Source organism: Pseudoalteromonas sp. CST2 (genome assembly GCF_028599385.1).
Classification (GTDB): Bacteria; Pseudomonadota; Gammaproteobacteria; order Enterobacterales; family Alteromonadaceae; genus Pseudoalteromonas; species Pseudoalteromonas atlantica.
Genome location: NZ_JAQREO010000002.1, coordinates 343,263 through 361,986, shown reverse-complemented (window position 1 = coordinate 361,986; position 18,724 = coordinate 343,263). Strand labels below are relative to the sequence as shown.

General features: G+C 42.0%; 20 protein-coding genes. 13 read left to right on the top strand and 7 right to left on the bottom strand.

Features of this window, described 5'->3' with window-relative positions; genetic code table 11:
- Window positions 1-7: 7 nt before the first annotated feature.
- Genes PSH41_RS04335 through PSH41_RS04320 form a run of 4 tightly spaced genes read right to left on the bottom strand, consistent with a single transcriptional unit; the run spans window position 8 to window position 4,068 of the window.
- Window positions 8-778: an enoyl-CoA hydratase/isomerase family protein gene (locus PSH41_RS04335; protein WP_273588214.1), complete on the bottom strand. Its 771-nt coding sequence runs from the start codon at window positions 776-778 to the stop codon at window positions 8-10.
- 13 nt (window positions 779-791) lie between these two features.
- Window positions 792-2,399: a carboxyl transferase domain-containing protein gene (locus tag PSH41_RS04330; protein WP_273588215.1), complete on the bottom strand. Its 1,608-nt coding sequence runs from the start codon at window positions 2,397-2,399 to the stop codon at window positions 792-794.
- 10 nt (window positions 2,400-2,409) lie between these two features.
- Entirely contained in the window at window positions 2,410-3,585 is a 1,176-nt protein-coding gene (locus PSH41_RS04325; RefSeq protein ID WP_024034119.1) for an isovaleryl-CoA dehydrogenase, read from the bottom strand.
- Window positions 3,586-3,633: 48 nt separating this feature from the next.
- A complete protein-coding gene (locus tag PSH41_RS04320; RefSeq protein WP_004587901.1) occupies window positions 3,634-4,068 on the bottom strand; it encodes a MerR family transcriptional regulator in 435 nt (144 codons plus the stop codon).
- Between the two features lie 330 nt (window positions 4,069-4,398).
- Between PSH41_RS04320 and PSH41_RS04315 the strand changes: the two genes are divergently transcribed.
- The 7 genes from PSH41_RS04315 to PSH41_RS04285 all read left to right on the top strand — a co-directional run bounded on the left by PSH41_RS04315 (window position 4,399) and on the right by PSH41_RS04285 (window position 12,110).
- Window positions 4,399-5,580: a thiolase family protein gene (locus PSH41_RS04315; RefSeq protein WP_273588216.1), complete on the top strand. Its 1,182-nt coding sequence runs from the start codon at window positions 4,399-4,401 to the stop codon at window positions 5,578-5,580.
- A gap of 103 nt (window positions 5,581-5,683) precedes the next feature.
- Window positions 5,684-7,174, top strand: coding sequence for a CoA-acylating methylmalonate-semialdehyde dehydrogenase (locus tag PSH41_RS04310; protein ID WP_273588217.1), 1,491 nt, complete (start codon window positions 5,684-5,686; stop codon window positions 7,172-7,174).
- A gap of 141 nt (window positions 7,175-7,315) precedes the next feature.
- Window positions 7,316-8,473: an acyl-CoA dehydrogenase family protein gene (locus tag PSH41_RS04305; protein ID WP_273588218.1), complete on the top strand. Its 1,158-nt coding sequence runs from the start codon at window positions 7,316-7,318 to the stop codon at window positions 8,471-8,473.
- 10 nt (window positions 8,474-8,483) lie between these two features.
- Window positions 8,484-9,269, top strand: a complete 786-nt coding sequence (locus tag PSH41_RS04300; protein ID WP_273588219.1) for an enoyl-CoA hydratase — start codon at window positions 8,484-8,486, stop codon at window positions 9,267-9,269.
- Window positions 9,269-10,420 carry an enoyl-CoA hydratase/isomerase family protein gene (locus PSH41_RS04295; RefSeq protein WP_273588220.1) on the top strand — a complete coding sequence of 384 codons (1,152 nt, stop codon included), beginning with the start codon at window positions 9,269-9,271 and terminating at the stop codon, window positions 10,418-10,420. The genes PSH41_RS04300 and PSH41_RS04295 overlap by 1 nt, the downstream gene beginning before the upstream one ends.
- Before the next feature lie 10 nt (window positions 10,421-10,430).
- Window positions 10,431-11,330 carry a 3-hydroxyisobutyrate dehydrogenase gene (gene mmsB, locus PSH41_RS04290; protein WP_121637451.1) on the top strand — a complete coding sequence of 300 codons (900 nt, stop codon included), beginning with the start codon at window positions 10,431-10,433 and terminating at the stop codon, window positions 11,328-11,330.
- A 9-nt stretch (window positions 11,331-11,339) separates the two neighbouring features.
- Window positions 11,340-12,110 (top strand): SDR family oxidoreductase, encoded by a 771-nt coding sequence (locus PSH41_RS04285; RefSeq protein WP_273588221.1) that lies wholly within the window; start codon window positions 11,340-11,342, stop codon window positions 12,108-12,110.
- A 100-nt stretch (window positions 12,111-12,210) separates the two neighbouring features.
- Here PSH41_RS04285 and PSH41_RS04280 read toward each other — a convergent pair whose 3' ends face one another.
- On the bottom strand, window positions 12,211-12,411 hold the full coding sequence (locus tag PSH41_RS04280) for a phage integrase N-terminal SAM-like domain-containing protein (protein WP_039972249.1): 201 nt from the start codon (window positions 12,409-12,411) through the stop codon (window positions 12,211-12,213).
- A gap of 287 nt (window positions 12,412-12,698) precedes the next feature.
- On the opposite strand from PSH41_RS04280, the gene PSH41_RS04275 reads away from it, so the two are divergent.
- The 4 genes from PSH41_RS04275 to PSH41_RS04260 all read left to right on the top strand — a co-directional run bounded on the left by PSH41_RS04275 (window position 12,699) and on the right by PSH41_RS04260 (window position 14,663).
- Entirely contained in the window at window positions 12,699-12,965 is a 267-nt protein-coding gene (locus PSH41_RS04275; RefSeq protein WP_273588222.1) for a hypothetical protein, read from the top strand.
- A gap of 71 nt (window positions 12,966-13,036) precedes the next feature.
- The gene (locus PSH41_RS04270) at window positions 13,037-13,723 is read left to right on the top strand and encodes a hypothetical protein (protein ID WP_273588223.1); all 687 of its coding nucleotides are present in this window, start codon (window positions 13,037-13,039) and stop codon (window positions 13,721-13,723) included.
- Window positions 13,724-13,836: 113 nt separating this feature from the next.
- Window positions 13,837-14,178 (top strand): hypothetical protein, encoded by a 342-nt coding sequence (locus PSH41_RS04265; protein WP_273588224.1) that lies wholly within the window; start codon window positions 13,837-13,839, stop codon window positions 14,176-14,178.
- Window positions 14,179-14,297: 119 nt separating this feature from the next.
- Complete coding sequence (locus PSH41_RS04260; protein ID WP_273588225.1) at window positions 14,298-14,663, top strand: hypothetical protein; 366 nt, start codon at window positions 14,298-14,300, stop codon at window positions 14,661-14,663.
- Between the two features lie 148 nt (window positions 14,664-14,811).
- Here the strand turns inward: PSH41_RS04260 and PSH41_RS04255 are convergent, their stop codons facing one another.
- Both PSH41_RS04255 and PSH41_RS04250 read right to left on the bottom strand, forming a co-directional pair.
- Window positions 14,812-15,843, bottom strand: a complete 1,032-nt coding sequence (locus PSH41_RS04255) for a methionine synthase (RefSeq protein WP_273588226.1) — start codon at window positions 15,841-15,843, stop codon at window positions 14,812-14,814.
- A 29-nt stretch (window positions 15,844-15,872) separates the two neighbouring features.
- Window positions 15,873-16,847: a DUF1852 domain-containing protein gene (locus PSH41_RS04250; RefSeq protein WP_004586506.1), complete on the bottom strand. Its 975-nt coding sequence runs from the start codon at window positions 16,845-16,847 to the stop codon at window positions 15,873-15,875.
- Window positions 16,848-17,402: 555 nt separating this feature from the next.
- On the opposite strand from PSH41_RS04250, the gene PSH41_RS04245 reads away from it, so the two are divergent.
- Window positions 17,403-18,416: a DUF5924 family protein gene (locus tag PSH41_RS04245; RefSeq protein ID WP_273588227.1), complete on the top strand. Its 1,014-nt coding sequence runs from the start codon at window positions 17,403-17,405 to the stop codon at window positions 18,414-18,416.
- A 71-nt stretch (window positions 18,417-18,487) separates the two neighbouring features.
- Window positions 18,488-18,724, top strand: a complete 237-nt coding sequence (locus tag PSH41_RS04240; protein WP_064385394.1) for a hypothetical protein — start codon at window positions 18,488-18,490, stop codon at window positions 18,722-18,724.

The following is an 18,724-nucleotide window of genomic DNA, read 5'->3' as shown; positions in this document are numbered from 1 at the left end:
ATTAGTCCTACAGTTGCCAAGCGGGAGGGCGTTTATCAAAAAAGGCGCTTAGTCCTTCTTGGCCTTCGTCCGATACCCGAATATTTGCAATACGTTCGGCCGTGAGTTCAATAAGATCATCATTAATAGGCTTATTTGCTACATCGTTAATTAATGATTTAGCGGCTTTTACAGCTACTGGGCCGTTATCGATTAATGTTTGCAGCATGTTATCAAGGGCACAGTCTAAATTACCGGTCACCTGATGAACCAAACCAAGTTGTTTTGCTGTGTGGGCATCAAACACCTCGGCAGTTAAAAAGTAGCGGCGCGCAGCGCGCTCACCAATGGCTTTAATTACATACGGGCTAATTACCGCAGGAATAAGCCCTAGCTTTACTTCGCTTAAACAAAACTGCGCATCGTCTTTACTTAGGGCAATATCGCAACATGCAATTAAGCCTAACGCTCCACCAAATGCAGCGCCTTGTACAGCACATATAGTTGGGTGAGGAGAGGCGGCTAGTACCTGCATTAATTTAGCGAGCTGCATAGAATCGGCAAGATTATCGGCGTAGTTGTTATCAGCCATTGATTTCATCCAGGCTAAATCGGCACCGGCAGAAAAGTGCTTACCTTCAGTTTTTAAAACTAAAGCGCGAATATCGAGCGTATTTGCATGCTCTATGCACTGAATTAGCTCGTGTATTACTTCACTATTAAATGCGTTACGTTTTTCAACTCGGCTTAAAACAAGTACAGCCAAATTAGATTTTGTTATTTGTAGTGTTACTGACATTTTTGCGCTCCGGTTACATTCTAAATACGCCAAACTTAGAGTCTTGCTGTGGTGCATTTTTAGCTGCACTTAAGGCAAGGCCTAATACGTTACGGGTATCGGCAGGGTCAATAATGCCGTCGTCCCACAAGCGGGCACTTGCGTAATACGGATGGCCTTGCTCTTCGTATTGATCAATTATTGGCTTTTTAAAATCGCTAACTTCTTGCTCGCTCATGCTATGGCCTTTACGTGCTAAACCATCTTGCTTAACTTGCGCCATTACTCCTGCGGCTTGCTCACCGCCCATTACTGAAATACGGGCATTGGGCCACATCCACATCATGGTGGGTTCAAATGCGCGGCCACACATACCGTAGTTACCCGCGCCGTAAGAGCCACCAATTAGCACCGTAAATTTAGGCACATCGGCACACGAAACTGCCATTACCATTTTAGCGCCGTGCTTTGCTATGCCTTCAGCTTCGTATTTTTTACCCACCATAAAGCCGGTAATATTTTGTAAAAACACTAAAGGAATATTGCGCTGTGCACATAGTTGAATAAAGTGCGCGCCTTTTTGCGCCGACTCACTAAATAAAATGCCGTTATTAGCCACTATGCCTACAGGGTTACCGTAAATGCTGGCAAAGCCTGTGACCAGTGTTTCACCAAAGTAACGTTTAAATTCATCAAACGATGAATCATCCACCGTACGGGCAATAACTTCACGCACATCAAACGGCTTTTTAAGGTCGGTGCCTACAATGCCGTAAAGCTCGTTTATATCGTGACGTGGCGGTTTTACATCCTCTAAAAGAGGGGCTGTAGGGCGAGTGTAATTAATACGCTCAATACATTGGCGGGCAATAGACAGCGCATGCTCGTCATTTTCTGCAAAGTGGTCAGCCACACCCGATGTTTTACAATGTACATCGGCGCCGCCTAATTCTTCGGCGCTGACTACTTCACCGGTCGCTGCTTTTACAAGTGGTGGGCCTGCTAAAAATATAGTGCCTTGCTCTTTTACTATTATGCTTTCATCGGCCATAGCGGGTACGTATGCGCCGCCTGCGGTACATAACCCCATTACCACAGCAATTTGAGGAATACCTTTACCCGACATACGGGCTTGGTTATAAAAAATACGCCCAAAATGTAATTTATCAGGGAATACATCGTCTTGCTCAGGTAGGTTGGCACCGCCCGAATCAACCAAATAAATACACGGTAAGTGACAGCGCTCGGCTATATCTTGCGCGCGTAAATGCTTTTTAACGGTAAGCGGAAAATACGTACCGCCTTTTACCGTGGCATCGTTTGCAATGATCATGCATTCAATGCCTTTAACACGGCCAATACCGGCAACTACACCTGCACAGGCAATTTCTTGCTCGTACACACCAAAGGCTGCAAATTGCGAAATTTCTAAAAACGGTGAGCCTTCATCTAATAAAGTGCTAATACGGTCGCGTACAAATAACTTACCTCGGCCTTCGTGACGCTCTTTTAACGCAGCGCCGCCACCTAAGCTAATGGTGGCTACTTTACTATGTAAATCATCAACCAAAGCTGCCATGTTTTTGTGATTTTGCACAAAAGTAGGGCCGTGAGGATTAACGCTCGATTTTAATATCGTCATAATTTAATCCTTAACGGCTTTCGGTAAAGAGTTCGCGACCAATAAGCATGCGGCGTATTTCTGATGTGCCAGCACCAATTTCGTATAGTTTGGCATCACGTAATAAGCGCCCTGTGGCGTATTCGTTTATGTAGCCGTTACCCCCTAAAATTTGAATAGCATCAAGCGCCATTTTAGTGGCAAGCTCAGCAGCATATAAAATGGCGCCGGCGGCATCTTTACGGGTGGTTTCGCCGCGGTCACACGCTTTTGCAACGGTATAAACGTATGAGCGCGCTGCGTTCATTTGTGTATACATGTCGGCTACTTTGCCTTGAATTAACTGAAATTGGCCAATAGGGGTGTCGAACTGTTTACGTTCATGAATGTACGGTACAACAATATCCATACAGGCTTGCATTATGCCGAGCGGGCCTGCAGCTAGTACTACACGTTCGTAATCCAGGCCGCTCATTAGTACCTTAACGCCTTCGTTTAGGTTACCTAAAATGTTTTCTTCTGGTACTTCGCAGTTTTCAAACACCAGTTCACACGTGTTTGAGCCACGCATACCAAGCTTGTCTAGCTTTTGTGCGGTAGAAAAACCAGGGAAGTCTTTTTCGACAATAAATGCGGTAATGCCTTTAGCGCCGGCTTCTAAATCTGTTTTTGCATAAATAACAAATGTGTGTGCATCAGGGCCGTTGGTGATCCACATTTTATTGCCATTTAAAATGTATTTATCGCCTTTTTTTTCAGCTTTAAGTTTCATTGATACCACGTCAGAGCCTGCATTTGGTTCGCTCATGGCAAGGGCACCAATGTGTTCGCCGCTAATAAGTTTTGGTAGGTATTTTTCTTTTTGTGCTTGGTTACCGTTACGGTTAATTTGATTTACACACAAGTTTGAATGCGCACCATAGCTTAAGCCAATTGATGCACTCGCACGGCTAATTTCTTCCATTGCAATTACATGCTCTAAGTAACCTAAGCCTGCACCGCCAAAGTCTTCAGAAACGGTCATGCCTAGTACACCCATTTCGCCCATTTGCGGCCAAAGCTGATTAGGAAACGCGTTGTCCATATCGGTTTGTTCAGCCAGTGGCGCAATTTCTTGGCTTGCAAAGCTATTTACGTGGTCGCGGATCATATCGGCGGTTTCGCCAAGGCCAAAGTTCATCTCTTTATAAAGTGAAATAGTGCTCATGATTCATTCCTGTGTGTGTTGTCAGTGTGTTTTTATTATTAAAATAGGCTACTCGTCTATTTTATTAAGTGTGTCTCTGCAGCGGCGCTCCGCTGTCACTAATTCCATAAGCACAACTTTTATGTCGTCCATTTGCTGAGAAAGGTCGGCTTTTTTCTCTGCTATTAAATCGAGCATAGTCACCAGCTGTTTAGCGCTTGATTTATCAGCGTCGTACAGTTCAAACAAACGGCCTGTTTCAGCCAATGTAAAGCCTAAGCGTTTGCCTCGCAGTATTAGTTTTAAGCGAACTTTGTCGCGTTTTGAATAAATACGGGTTTGGCCATTGCGCTCTGGGCTTACTAAACCTTGGTCTTCGTAAAAACGAATAGAGCGGGTGGTAATATCAAACTCTTTAGCTAAATCGCTAATACTAAAGGTTTGATCGTTACTGCTTGGCGCTTTTGCAGAACTTGCAAAGTTTGTTTGGTTATCTGGTTTCATAGTTGTGTTTACCTCATTCGAATAACTCCAATATAAGTGAAGTTTACGTAAAGGTAAAGCTTGGTGTGGTATGAAACTATTTATAAAGGAGTGTTGATGTGAAATGTTAAATTATATCATTAATATTCAATAGTTTATTTTTATTGATTGTTCACTTCGCCGTTACTGGAAAATAATGCTTATACTTTTAAAACTAAAAATTAAACGCTTTTTTGTTGACGTTAGCGTAAACGTTAGTATTGTGTAAGGGTGTTAAACAATAAATGAATACTAAATTAATAGAGCAAATATTCTAACAACTATTTGCATATAAATACAACGGAGTTAATTATGACTTTAGAATCAGTGGTAATTGTAGCAGCAAAGCGTACGCCAATGGGCGGGTTTATGGGCGCATTGACCGATGCACAATCTACCGAGCTAGGCGCAACCGCCATTGCAAGCGCGCTTGCACAAACTGGTTTAGCAAATGATGCAATAGATGAAGTAATTATGGGCTGTGTATTGCCAGCGGGCCTTGGCCAAGCGCCAGCACGCCAAGCAATGTTAAAAGCAGGCCTTGCTCTGGGCACGGGTGCTACCACCATTAATAAAGTATGTGGCTCTGGTTTAAAAGCCGCCATGCTAGGACACGACTTAATTAAAGCGGGCTCAATTAGCAGCGCAATTGCTGGCGGCATGGAAAGCATGAGTAATGCACCGTATTTTATACCTAAAGCACGTGGCGGTATGCGTATGGGCCACGGCGAAATTAAAGATCATATGATGAGCGATGGCCTAGAAGATGCTTACGATAACAAAGCAATGGGCTGTTTTGCACAAGATACTGCCGATGAGTACGGCATTGGCCGTGAGCAAATGGATGAGTTTGCACTTAGCTCGTTAAGTAAAGCCAATGCGGCAATCGAAAAGGGCAGCTTTGAAAACGAAATTGCGCCGCACACCATAAAAACTCGCAAAGGCGATGTAACCGTATCGGTTGATGAGCAACCCGGTAATGCCCGCCCAGAAAAAATACCAAGCCTGCGTGCTGCCTTTAAAAAAGACGGCACCATCACTGCGGCTAATTCATCGTCAATTTCTGATGGTGGCGCAGCGCTTATATTAATGAGCGAATCAAAAGCTAAAGAGCAAGGCTTAACACCGCTTTGTAAAATTGTAGCGCACAGCACGCACTCTCAAAAACCAAGCGAATTTACTGTAGCACCTGTGGGCGCTATGAACAGTGTGCTTGAAAAAGCAGGCTGGACAACTGCTGATGTTGACCTGTGGGAAATTAACGAAGCCTTTGCCATGGTTACCATGCTTGCTATTAACGAATTAAAACTTGATGAGAGCAAAGTAAACGTAAACGGTGGGGCGTGTGCACTTGGCCACCCAATTGGTGCCAGCGGCGCGAGAATTTTAGTCACGCTTATTCACGCACTTAAAAACCGTGGCCTTAAAAAAGGAATTGCGTCTTTATGTATTGGTGGCGGCGAAGCTGTAGCCATGGCTGTAGAGGCTTACTAACAAAAAAGTTAATTAACTAACAGCAACTAAAATGCACCGTACTCATACTAATAACAAAACGGTGCCATTTTTTAAAAGAACACACTAACAACAGGATTTACCCATGCACCAAGTTCCACTACTTATAAATGGCGAATTTGTTCAGTCGGCTTCAAACGAGCTTATTGATGTAATTAACCCAGCAAACCAAGAAGTACTTGCGCAAGTTCCATGCACTACCGACTCAGAAATGGATGCAGCGATTGCCTCGGCCTCAGAAACATTTAAAACATGGAAAGATGTGCCCATTACCGAGCGTGCCCGCATTATGATGAAATACGCGGCGCTGTTAAAAGAGCACCACGATGAGCTTGCGACCATTATTTGCCACGAACTAGGTAAAACGTTTGAAGATGCAAAAGGCGATGTATGGCGCGGTATTGAAGTAGTAGAACAAGCAGCTAACGCACCATCACTAATGATGGGCGAAACAATGGAAAACGTTGCCCGTAAAATCGATACCTATTCTTACATGCAGCCCCTTGGCGTATGTGCAGGCATTACGCCGTTTAACTTTCCGGCGATGATCCCACTTTGGATGTTTCCGCTAGCTATTGTATGTGGTAACACCTTTATTTTAAAACCCTCTGAGCAAGACCCACTCACACCAATGCGTTTAGCTGAGCTATTTATTGAAGCCGGCGCACCAAAAGGCGTATTACAAGTGGTTCATGGTACAAAACCGCAAGTAGACCGCCTACTAGAAGATAAAGCAGTACGTGCTATTTCGTTTGTGGGTTCGTGTGGTGTAGGCGCATATATTTATTCTAAAGGCACACAAAACCTTAAGCGCGTGCAAGCGTGTGTGGGTGCTAAAAATCACATGGTTATTATGCCAGATGCGAGTAAATCGCACGTGGTAAATAACCTAGTTGGCGCATCGGTTGGTGCTGCAGGCCAGCGTTGTATGGGTATTTCGGTGGCTGTGTTTGTAGGCCAAGCAAGTGAGTGGGTAGATGAAATAAAAGCAGGTTTTGAAAACGTACGCCCAGGCGTATGGGATGACAAAAACGCAGCCTACGGCCCACAAACATCAAAAGCAGCAAAAGAGCGTATTTTATCGCTTATAGCAAACGGTAAGGAGCAAGGCGCCACCTGTTTAATTGATGGCTCAAACTATACAGTAGAGGGCTTTGATCAAGGTAACTGGGTTGGCCCAACTCTATTTACCGATGTGACAAAAGACATGGATTTATACAAAGAAGAAATCTTTGGCCCTGTGCTTGCCTGTATGTTTGTAGATACGCTTGATGAGGCAATTGCCCTTATTAACGAAAGCCCGTATGGCAACGGTACCTCGTTATTTACCTCAAGTGGTGCTGCGGCTCGTAAATTTCAACACGAAATAGAAGTGGGCCAAGTGGGTATTAATGTGCCTATTCCGGTGCCGCTGCCGTTTTTCTCGTTTACGGGTTGGAAAGGCTCGTTTTATGGCGATACGCACACCTATGGTAAGCAAGGTATACGTTTTTACACAGAAACTAAAACCATTACCTCACGTTGGTTTGAAGACGACATCGCTTCAGGTCCAAACATGAGCATTAATTTAAAATAAATACACTCAAAAATAATAATAAAGAAGGGCGCAAAGGCTAAATCCGCTGACAAGCAACTAGAACACACACATCAGCCTGTGCCGCTCTTCACTCATTTACCCTAATGGGACACACTAACAACACAATTAAAGAGGTCTACCATGGACTTTAACTTATCAGAAGATCAACAAGCCTTTGCAGAAACTGCACGCCAATTTGCAGAATCAGAACTTGCTCCACATGCAGCAAAGTGGGATCGCGAGCATATTTTTCCTAAAGATACGATTAAAGCGGCGGGCGAGCTTGGTTTTTGCGGTTTATACACGCCAGAGGAAGCCGGCGGCCTTGGGTTATCGCGTTTAGATTCAAGCATTATATTTGAGCAGCTTGCGATGGGCTGTACAGCTACAACGGCCATGCTAACTATTCATAATATGGCCACGTGGATGGTAGCAAGTTTTGGTACAGATGCAGTTAAAGATGCATACGTAGAGCAACTAGTAATGGGCGAGCTACTTGCCTCTTATTGTTTAACAGAGCCTGGCTCAGGCTCAGATGCAGCATCACTAAAAACAAAAGCTGTGCTTGAAGGTGATGAGTACGTTATTAACGGCTCAAAAATGTTTATATCGGGTGCGGGTGAAACTGAAGTTTTAGTGGTTATGGCACGTACCGGTGGCGAAGGCGCTGCGGGTATTTCGGCATTTGTAGTCCCTGGTGAAGCACAAGGCGTTGAGTACGGTAAAGCAGAAGAAAAAATGGGTTGGAACGCACAACCAACACGCTTAATTAGTTTTGAAGATGTGCGTATTCCGGCGCATAACTTATTAGGTAAAGAGGGCGAAGGCTTTAAATTTGCCATGCAAGGCCTAGATGGCGGGCGTATTAATATTGCCACGTGCTCAATTGGTACAGCACAAGCTGCGCTAAACACGGCAAAAGAGTACTTAAAAGAGCGCACTCAATTTGGTAAGCCCTTGGCTGCGTTTCAGGCTTTGCAATTTAAAATTGCCGATATGAACACTGAGCTTGTAGCTGCGCGCCAAATGGTAAGGCTGGCGGCATTTAAACTTGATACCGGCGATAGTGAAAAAACTACCTACTGCGCCATGGCTAAACGTTTTGCCACCGACGTTGGCTTTACTGTGTGTAACGAGGCACTGCAAGTACATGGTGGTTACGGTTACATAAAAGAATACCCGCTTGAGCGCCATGTACGTGATGTACGCGTTCATCAAATTTTAGAAGGCACTAACGAAATTATGCGCGTAATTATAGCGCGCCGTATTTTAGCCGAGTCTGCAAGCGACGTTTTATAAGGAGCAAGTTATGTCACAATCTAACCCGAGTATTGAACTGACTACCGAAGGCCATGTTGCTATTTTAACTATGTCTAACCCACCAGCTAATACCTGGACAAAAGACACCTTAATTGACTTAAAAAACAAAGTTAACGAGCTTAATAGCAACAAAAACATTTATGCCTTAGTGCTTACTGGCGAAGGCGAGAAGTTTTTTAGCGCCGGTGCCGATTTAAATGTATTTGCTAGTGGCGATAAAGGCGTTGCCGCTGATATGTCGCGTGTATTTGGTGAAGCCTTTGAAGCACTTACTAATTTTACAGGGGTGTCGGTTGCGGCCATTAACGGTTATGCCATGGGCGGCGGGCTAGAAGTTGCGCTTGCGTGTGATATTCGCATAGCAGAAGAGCAAGCACAAATGGCACTGCCAGAGGCAAAAGTGGGTTTGTTACCGTGCGCGGGTGGCACGCAAAATTTAGCATGGCTTGTAGGTGAAGGCTGGGCAAAACGAATGATTTTATGCGGCGAGCGCTTAAAAGCCGATAAAGCCCTGCAAATTGGCTTAGTAGAAGAAGTTGTACCACAAGGCGAAAGCTTTGCAGCGGCGTTAAAACTTGCCAATCAAGTAAGCGAGCAAAGCCCAAGCTCGGTAGCTGCATGTAAAACGCTTATACAAAAAGGCCGCCACCAACCAATGGCAAGTGTATTACCACTTGAGCGTGAATTGTTTGTTGGATTGTTTGATACAAAAGATCAACAAGAGGGCGTTAATGCCTTTTTAGAAAAACGCCGCGCGAATTGGGTAAATGGCTAATGAGTAATTTAACGTTATTAAATAATGCCGATGACCCCGTGCTATTTGAAACGGCAAGTGCAGCAAACGGCAGCTTAATTGGGCTTATTACACTCAACGTACCTAAAGCATTAAACGCCCTTAATTTTGACATGATCAAACTACTCGAGCCGCAGCTGCGCGATTGGCAAAGCGATGATGCAATTGCAATGGTATTGTTAAAAGGCGCAGGGGATAAAGCATTTTGCGCCGGTGGCGATGTAGTCAGCCTGCATCATGCAATGGCGCAAGGTAAACCAACAAGCTTAGTGGAAGACTTTTTTACCCTAGAGTACCAGCTTGACTACCTTATTCATTGCTACGAAAAACCACTTTTAGTATGGGGTAATGGCATTGTTATGGGCGGTGGTTTAGGCCTAATGGCCGGTGCTAGCCACCGCGTAGTAACCGAAACATCGCGCATTGCTATGCCAGAGCAAACCATAGGCTTATACCCAGATGTAGGCGGTAGTTACTTTTTACATAAAATGCCACAAAGCGTCGGGCTATTTTTAGGGCTAACATCGGCCTCTATTAATTGTGAAGATGCACGCTTTGTATCGCTTGCCGATCACTTTATCGACAGCACTAAATATGATGCCATGCTAGCGCAAATTTTAGCGGCTAAGTGGGGCAAAACCGCAAGTTTAAACCATGAGCGTTTGACTAAATTATTAACCGATTTAGATAACCAATCTGCGCGTATGCCCAAAGGCAATATTAAAGCTAACTTAGCAACCATTCAAAAATTAGCTGAATTTAAAACGCTACAAGAACAAGTTGATTATATTTTAGGCCTAGCTACTGACGATAAATGGCTGCAACGCGCCCAAAAATCACTTAAACATGGTTGTCCACTAAGTTGCGCGCTAGTAAGTGAGCAGCTAAAAGCCAGTAAAGGCAAAAGCTTACTAGCGTGCTTTAAAATGGAGCTGGGTATGTCGGTACGCGCTGGCGAAGTAGGTGAATTTCAAGAAGGCGTAAGAGCACTATTAATAGATAAAGACGGCGCGCCTAATTGGCAATACAAAACACTGAGTGATGTACCACAAGCCATAATAGAGAGCTTTTTTGCTAACCGTTTTGGCGAAAATCACCCACTCAATGGCTTAGACACCCCAACACACACATAAAGGAAAGACGATGACTAAACTCAATATTGGTTTTATCGGCTTAGGTAATATGGGCGGCCCAATGGCGGCTAACTTAATTAAAGCCGGCCATAATGTTACAGCATTTGATTTAAACCAGTCGGTCTTAAATGAACTTGCAAGTAAAGGCGCACACGCAGCTGATAATGCAAATGCATGTGCAACCAATGCCGATATACTTATTAGTATGCTACCTGCGGGCAAACATGTTAAATCACTTTATTTAGGCAATAACGACGATAGCGGCTTAATTAATGTGCTTAGCAACAACACCTTAGTGATAGATTGCTCAACAATAGATGCAGAGTCGGCCCGTGTGGTTGGCAGCGCACTTGGCGAGCAGGGTATTAGCTTTGTAGATGCACCGGTATCGGGCGGTGTTGCTGGAGCAACCGCAGGCACGCTTACGTTTATTGTTGGTGGTAGTAAAGCCGCGTTTAATACCGCACAACCTGTGCTTAATGATATGGGTAAAAGCATATTTCATGCAGGCGATATTGGCGCAGGACAAGTTGCAAAAATATGTAACAACATGCTGTTAAGTATTTTAATGGCAGGTACGAGCGAAGCCCTGCAAATGGGTATTAATAATGGGCTAGATGCAAAAGTACTTAGCGACATTATGACTGCAAGTTCTGGCCGTAACTGGACCCTTGAACTTTACAACCCATGCCCAGGCGTAATGGATACCGCCCCTGCAAGTAACGATTACAAACCGGGCTTTATGGTCGATTTAATGGCTAAAGATTTAGGGCTTGCCATGGAAGCCGCGCAGCAAAGTAATTCTTCAACCCCAATGGGGTCAATGGCTAAAAATTTATACACTATGCTACAGCACCAAGGTGCTGGCAGTGATGATTTTAGCGCCATTTTTAAACTGTTTTCTAAGTAGGAGCAAGGCGTGGAAATTAAAAATAACACGGTAGTAATAACCGGTGGCGCACAAGGCTTAGGCTTTGCAATGGCGCAAAAATTTGCCCTTATGGGCGCTAACATCGCACTTATAGATATGGCGAAAGATTTATTAAACAACGCATGCGAGCAACTAACACAGCTTGAAGGTGTATCTGGCACTATTAAAGGCTACGCCGCAAACGTAACTGTTGAGAGCGAAGTAGAAAACGTATTTAATACCATTAATAGCGATTTTGGCCACATTGGCGTGCTTATAAACAACGCCGGTATTTTACGCGACGGCATGTTTATAAAAGCTAAAGACGGCAAAGTGGTTAAAAAAATGTCACTTGAGCAATTTCAATCAGTGATTGATGTAAATCTCACTGGCGTATTTTTAGCAGGGCGTGAAGCTGCAAGCCACATGATTGAATCAGGCAAAGGTGGCGTAATAGTGAATATGTCGAGCGTAGCGCGAGCAGGTAACATAGGCCAAACAAACTACGCGGCATCAAAAGCAGGCGTAGTGGCACTTACCACCACATGGGCTAAAGAGCTTGGCCGTTTTGGTATACGTGTAGGCGCTATTGCACCAGGTGTAATAAGCACCGCCATGACCGACGCCATGAAACCCGAAGCCAAACAACGTATGCTTGCAGTAACACCCGTAGGGCGTTTAGGCGAAAGCGACGAAATTGCCCATACTGCACAGTACATAATCGAAAACGACTTTTTCACCGGTCGCGTGGTTGAAATAGACGGCGGTATTCGTTTGTAAACCGAACTAGGTTAAGATTGATTTAAAAAGCATGGCGCTTGTGGGCTGTGCTTTTTTGTTTTAAAAAATGCCTAATAAGAGTGGCTTTTGAATCACCTCTTTAAATAATAAGCTCAACGCATTTAAGGCTTGGTTTGAGTGTTAGGAGCCACTTTTTTTGGTTGACTAAGTGATTCAAAATAAGTTCGGCCTCATTATTTCCCATTGTTGTTGGGTGCCTCATAGAGTTAAATCGAATAAACGAAGCTATCCAGTATAAATACGCTTTAATGGTACTTTTAGCATAACGCTTTAGATACATTTGTTCGGCTATCATAGTTAAAAAAGATGATTTCATGATATGAATCTCTAGTAAAAATTAACTGTATATATAGACAGTACTTGTTGTTTTGTCCAATATTACTGATCTCCACCATTTCGGTGCTTTTGTGCATTGATTAAAAATATTTTCCTGTTAACTAATTGTTTACAGGTGTTTATTTGATGGTTAAGATAAATGCACTGTAATATATGGACATTTGTCGGTTTATAAAACGACAAATGTCGTAGACAAAATTGTTATAGCTACAAAAGGATTGATCTTACCAAATGGAAAACCGAAGAAAAATTTTGACCATAGAAATTTTACCGTTGGCTCTTACTTCTATCATTGCAGTCGCCACATGCCTTTCAACGTATTTTTCATATAAAACGGCAGTTATCGCGAATGGACAAGAAAGTCGTGAGCAACGAAAAGAAATTTTAGAGTGGGTTAAGATGATTTCAGACGTAATGGACAGACTTGAAAAAATGGAAGAGAAGTCTGACTCAGCCTCTTCATCATCTGAGGATAGTAGCCCTAACAAACCGCTGTAGTCGGTCGCAAGCTCCCTGGGACAATAACACATGGGCTCAGTTTAGCCCACGTGTTATTGCCCCTAAGCGGGGTGTTAGCAATACAAGGAGAGTCCGTTGCAAATTTTGATCTTCATTTTACTTTTATGTTCATTTTACTTTTATGTTCATTTTCTGTCTCTGCGAATCTATTTGAAGATATGAAGTGTGGAGCATATGACGCTTCAAAATACCCCAATAAAACAGAATTTAAGGGAAGCGCGGAGCGAGAAGTATCTGACTCTGGAGTAAAAGAGTTTTTTGATGAATTAGGAGAGACCGATTCTTCACAAAGACAGTGGGTATTTAAATTAGTTGACAGAGCAACGGGAAAATGTAAAAAATCTTTTCCTCGTCGATCGCCAAACTCAAAAAATGAAATTGCTATTGAACATCAAATTATACAACCAGAAATTATCATTACCTTAGGGGATAAGATTATCATTGGCAGCAATAATGGTGAATTTGGTGGAGAGCTACTTTTAATCGATGAAAATGATAGTGTTACCCTAATCAAAGAAATGAATGTTGAAGACATTTATGAAATGCCATTTGGTTTAGTAGTTACATCAGGTTTAGCTAATATGTCGTGGAATTACGGTGATATTCATTTAATAAATTCAAACTTTGAAACTGAAAAGTTATATAGCTTAGTTGGCAAGCCCAAATCATCTTGGCTGCTAGATAATGGTGATCTATTAATTAATAGTTATCCAAAAGGCTCGCAGGTTTTAAGTTAAAGCGTGTGCAATGTATTGCTAACAAGCCACTAAAGCAGGACTCGTAACAGTTGGCTCAGTTCCGCTTCGCTACACATTTTAGCCAACAATTACTCGCCTCTTAGTGGGGCGTTATGTGTAAGGGTATCACTGAAGCTGACAAGGAAATTATAGATATACTCAAGGAGTTGTTTCGTAATAAAAACAACGAATTTGTTGATCCCGACGATCTACTTTTAGAGCAAATTGTTAAGTGGTCTATTTATCTGGCTTTATTGGGGTTACTTATTCTTTTGCCTATCAAAATCTTTGGTAACGCCGACCAATCTGCTGCCAGTAGCATGTTATCTGGTATCGTTGGCGTAGCTTTTACACTTTTGTTCATTTATTTAAATATAAAATCTAAAAATCCAAGCATAATAATGTATGTGCTCACATGGTTTTCGTTAATGTTAAGCTTATGGGTTGCCGGTTAGTTGCAACTAACAATTACATTAAGCCGCTCGCAGGCTCGCTGGGACAGTACCACGTGGTCTCTGTCGCTTCGCTCGGATTTAGCCCACGTGTTACTACCCCTTATTACAAGGAAAATTTGGTGTTTGATAGGATAAAAATAGCGATGTCAAAGGGGTTTTGGCACGCTTTAGCGGTAATCATAGTCATGCTATTAGCTGGGCCAGAAATAATGGTAAGTATTGAACTTATGGCCATGGTAGAAGTGCTTGGGGCTTCTACCTTTGTATTGATGTATCTCTCAGGTATCAAGCTGTTTTTCTCAAAGGTGTGGGATAAATATAAAAATTTTGAAAAGCATTCAGTTTTCTTTTTTCCAACTTTTCCTGTTTTAAAAAAAATGCCATCACTGATAGTTCATTCTATTCCTGAGCGGACTGTGGTTATTGGACTTTTTACGTTTATTACTGTTGCAATGATAATATTTTACATACAAATTTTAATTTAGTTTAGTAAAGCTAATTAGCACCCTGAATCAACTTTGCTAAACATACGCTTGAGCTTGCAAGCCCCTTTGTAGCTATACGTATTAGCGCACTTAATTTTAAAAAAAAGTGCGCAGGTTTTAATTACATAGCTAGTTTTTAAAGCAAGCTTTACTGCACTAATAGCTTTTTTCTTACTATTTCCGCGCCTTTGCTCAATGCATTAAGCTTAGCGTTTGCAACTTCGCGCGAAAGCGGGGCCATGCCGCAGTTGGTACAGGGGTAGAGTTTGTCGGCATCTACAAACTGTAGGGCTTTGCGTAAAGTAGCGGCTACTTCTTCGGGTGTTTCTATTTCATTGGTGGCAACATCAATAGCGCCTACCATGACTTTTTTACCTCTGATCAGTTCAAGTAAGTCCATAGGTACGTGTGAGTTGTGACACTCAAGTGAGATAATATCAATATTTGATTGCTGTAATTTAGGAAAAGCTTCTTCGTACTGGCGCCATTCATTGCCAAGTGTTTTTTTCCAATCGGTGTTGGCTTTAATGCCGTAGCCATAACAAATATGCACAGCAGTTTCGCATTTTAACCCTTCAATTGCGCGTTCTAAACAGGCAATGCCCCAATCGTTTACTTCATCAAAAAATACATTAAACGCGGGCTCATCAAATTGGATAATATCTACGCCTGCGGCTTCTAGTTCTTTGGCCTCTTGGTTGAGTATTTTGGCAAATTCCCAGGCTAGTTTTTCGCGGCTTTTGTAGTGGTCGTCATAAAGTGTATCTATCATGGTCATTGGGCCGGGTAGTGCCCACTTTATAGGTTGGTTAGTTTGCGAGCGCAAAAACTTAGCGTCTTCTACAAACACAGGTTTTTGGCGGCTAACAGGGCCCACTACGCTTGGAACACTCGCATCGTAACGGTCGCGTATTTTTACGGTTTTTCGTTTTTCAAAATCAACACCGTTTAGGTGCTCTATAAATGTAGTTACAAAATGTTGGCGTGTTTGCTCGCCATCGCTCACTATGTCAATACCAGCGAGTTGTTGTGAGTGAAGTGCAATGCGCAGGGCGTCTTTTTTGCCTTCAATAAGTTCGTTGTTTTGAAGCTTCCACGGCGACCAAAGGGTTTCTGGCTCTGCAAGCCATAAGGGCTTTGGTAAACTGCCTGCTGTAGATGTAGGTAATAATGTTTTCATAATAAGAGTGACCCTTTATTAAAAGAAGGTTAAACGTTTGCTGTTGTAAATTGCTCAAGCACTGATTTATACGGTTTTATAAAATGCTCTTCAGCAAACTTGCCTTGCTCGGCGGCTAATTTACTGCGCTCATCTCTGTCGTAAATAATTTGTGTGAGCGAGTGGTCGGCATTTTTTAAATTAGGCTTAAAGGCGTTACCCGCTTTGGCATTGGCGTTATAAATTTCTGGGCGATAAATTTTTTGAAAGGTTTCCATTGTGCTAATGGTGCTTATTAGCTCAAGGTTGGTGTAATCGTTTAGTAAGTCACCAAAGAAAAACAAGGCAAAGGGTGCGGCACTATTTGCAGGCATAAAGTAACGCACCTGTAGGCCCATCTTTTTAAAGTATTGCTCTGTTAACGAAGATTCGTTTGGTTGGTATTCAATACCTAAAATAGGGTGCTCGTTGGCAGTGCGATGATAGGTTTTGTTATCTGACACACTGAGGCATATTACCGGTGGCTTTTTAAAGTGTTGCTTATAGGTGTTTGAGCTTACAAACGATTGAAATAATTTACCATGCAGCTCACCAAAATTATCGGGAATACTAAATTGTGGTTTATTTTTATTATGTTGCTGCAGTAACACGCTAAAGTCGTAGTCGCGAACGTACGATGAAAAGTTATTACCAACAATACCTTCTATGCGCTTGTTTGTTTTGGTATCAATAATATTCGTTTTTAATATTTCTATAGAAGGAAAGCTTTGGCTGTTTTCATCTAAACCAATATCTACAGAAATAATCTCAAGCTCTACACTGTAGCGCTCAGCGGTTGGGTTATCCCAATTAGCAAGAGTGTTAAAGCGGTTGTTGATCATATTTAGCGCTTTTCTTAAGTTTTGTTGGCGGTGTTCGCCTCGTGCTAAGTTTGCAAAATTAGTGGTTATACGGGTGTTTTCAGCGGGTTGGTAGTTTTCATCAAGGCGCTGACTTTTAATATTAAATGTAATGTTTTTACTCATGGTGACTCTATCCATATTGTATATTTAAAACCTGAGCCTTTAGCGTGCTCAAAGGGTGGTTTTGTAATAAACAGGCTTAATGCTTATAAGCGCTGGCCGATGGATAATTTATACGTTGATTGGTGCTTTAATAAAAACGGTTTAATTTCACATAAAACATGAGTTTGATTCATTTATATAAATTAAATGTGTTACTGAGAGAACATAAACCTGTGTTTGGGCATGTAAAAAAATAGTGCAGCGTATAATTTATAGGTGTTTAGACGTCTGGATGTGTTTGTTGTGGTAATTTCACTTTGCGCATTAATAAAATTCAGGCACGGCTGTAACCCTTATTTTAATTAACGCTTAAAGTTACAGTTTTAAAAATTACTGTAGTTTTACGGCGAGTTATGGCACTTATTAATTAAAAAAGCGGTTAAAAGGGAGTGGTTTTTAATGCAACAACTAACAATAATACCTGCAGGCATCTATGTGTTGTTCATCTACGCTTAGTTACACTGGCTTAACTAACTTGATAATAATAAAGTACATTATGTACGGACACTAAAATAAATGAACAAACTAAAAAATCTCATTACTCAATTTATAGTGGCAATGCAAAAGCGACCAGGGCTATTGGCTGTATTGGCGTTTTGCTCAGGTGTTGCAAGCTATGTAATGGTTGATAGAAAAGAGTCTTTCTCGCAGGTTATTGCCATTGTTTTACTGGTGAGCTGGTTTTGGTTGATCATCGACAACTGGCTACGCGATAAAGTACAAGAGCGCTTTGGGGTAGCCGTATCTCCTAATGTAATGCGCTTTGCACTGCAAATGGTGCAACAAGAAAGCCTATTTTTTGCGTTACCGTTTTTTTTAGCGGTTACTCAGTGGGATCACCCACAAGCACTCTTTACATCGCTGATTATTATATGTGCCTTCATATCGGTAATAGATCCATTTTACTATAAAAAGTTAGCTAAAAACCGCACGCTGTTTACAGTATTTCATAACTTTGCATTATTTGTGGTTTTGCTTGTTACGTTACCTATTTTATTAAACCTAACTACGAGCCAAAGCTTAGCAATTGCGCTTGTAACCTCAGTGCTTATTACTTTACCTAGCTTAACAAACTTAATGCCTGATGCGCGCTGGTGGCGTTTTCCTATTTTAGTTTTAATTTTATGCGTAATAAGCGCCGGGGTTTGGCAGCTTCGCAGCTTTGTTCCGCCAGCAGCCCTGCGTTTAACCGATATTACCTTGGCACACAAAGTAGATGTTGAGCATAAAAAACCACTAGGTAGCATTGATACTCTTGATTTATATACACTTCATCATGAAGGGTTATACACATGGACCGCAGTAAAAGCGCCAAGAGGCCTAAACGAAAAAATATTTCATGTATGGATACACAATGAAAAAGAGGTCGACAGAATTACGCTCAATATTAATGGCGGGCGAAAACAAGGCTACAGAGCATGGACTCATAAAGTAAATTTTCCGCATGATGCTAAAGGTAAGTGGCAAGTAAAAGTGGTAACTGAGTCTGGGCAATTAATAGGGCTTACGAAATTTATTGTTACACCTTAACGCTATAAATTCGCTGATAATCAACTATAGATTTGATACGCTGTTTTTACATTACTTAATGGATGAGTGTTATGAGCATTGCTTTAGATATTGTTATGTGGCTAATAATAGAAACCATTTTAGGGTTTATTTTGTACTCTACCGGCTGTGCAATTTTAAACGTATTCACCTTTGGTAAGTTTAAAGCTGACATTAAAGATTATATGAGCTTTAAGGCAAATAAAGCTAAAAACGTTTACCTAATATGTTTACTTGGTTTTAGCTTTTACGCAGCGTTAATTGGTTTTGTTGCTAACCTAAGCCAATAA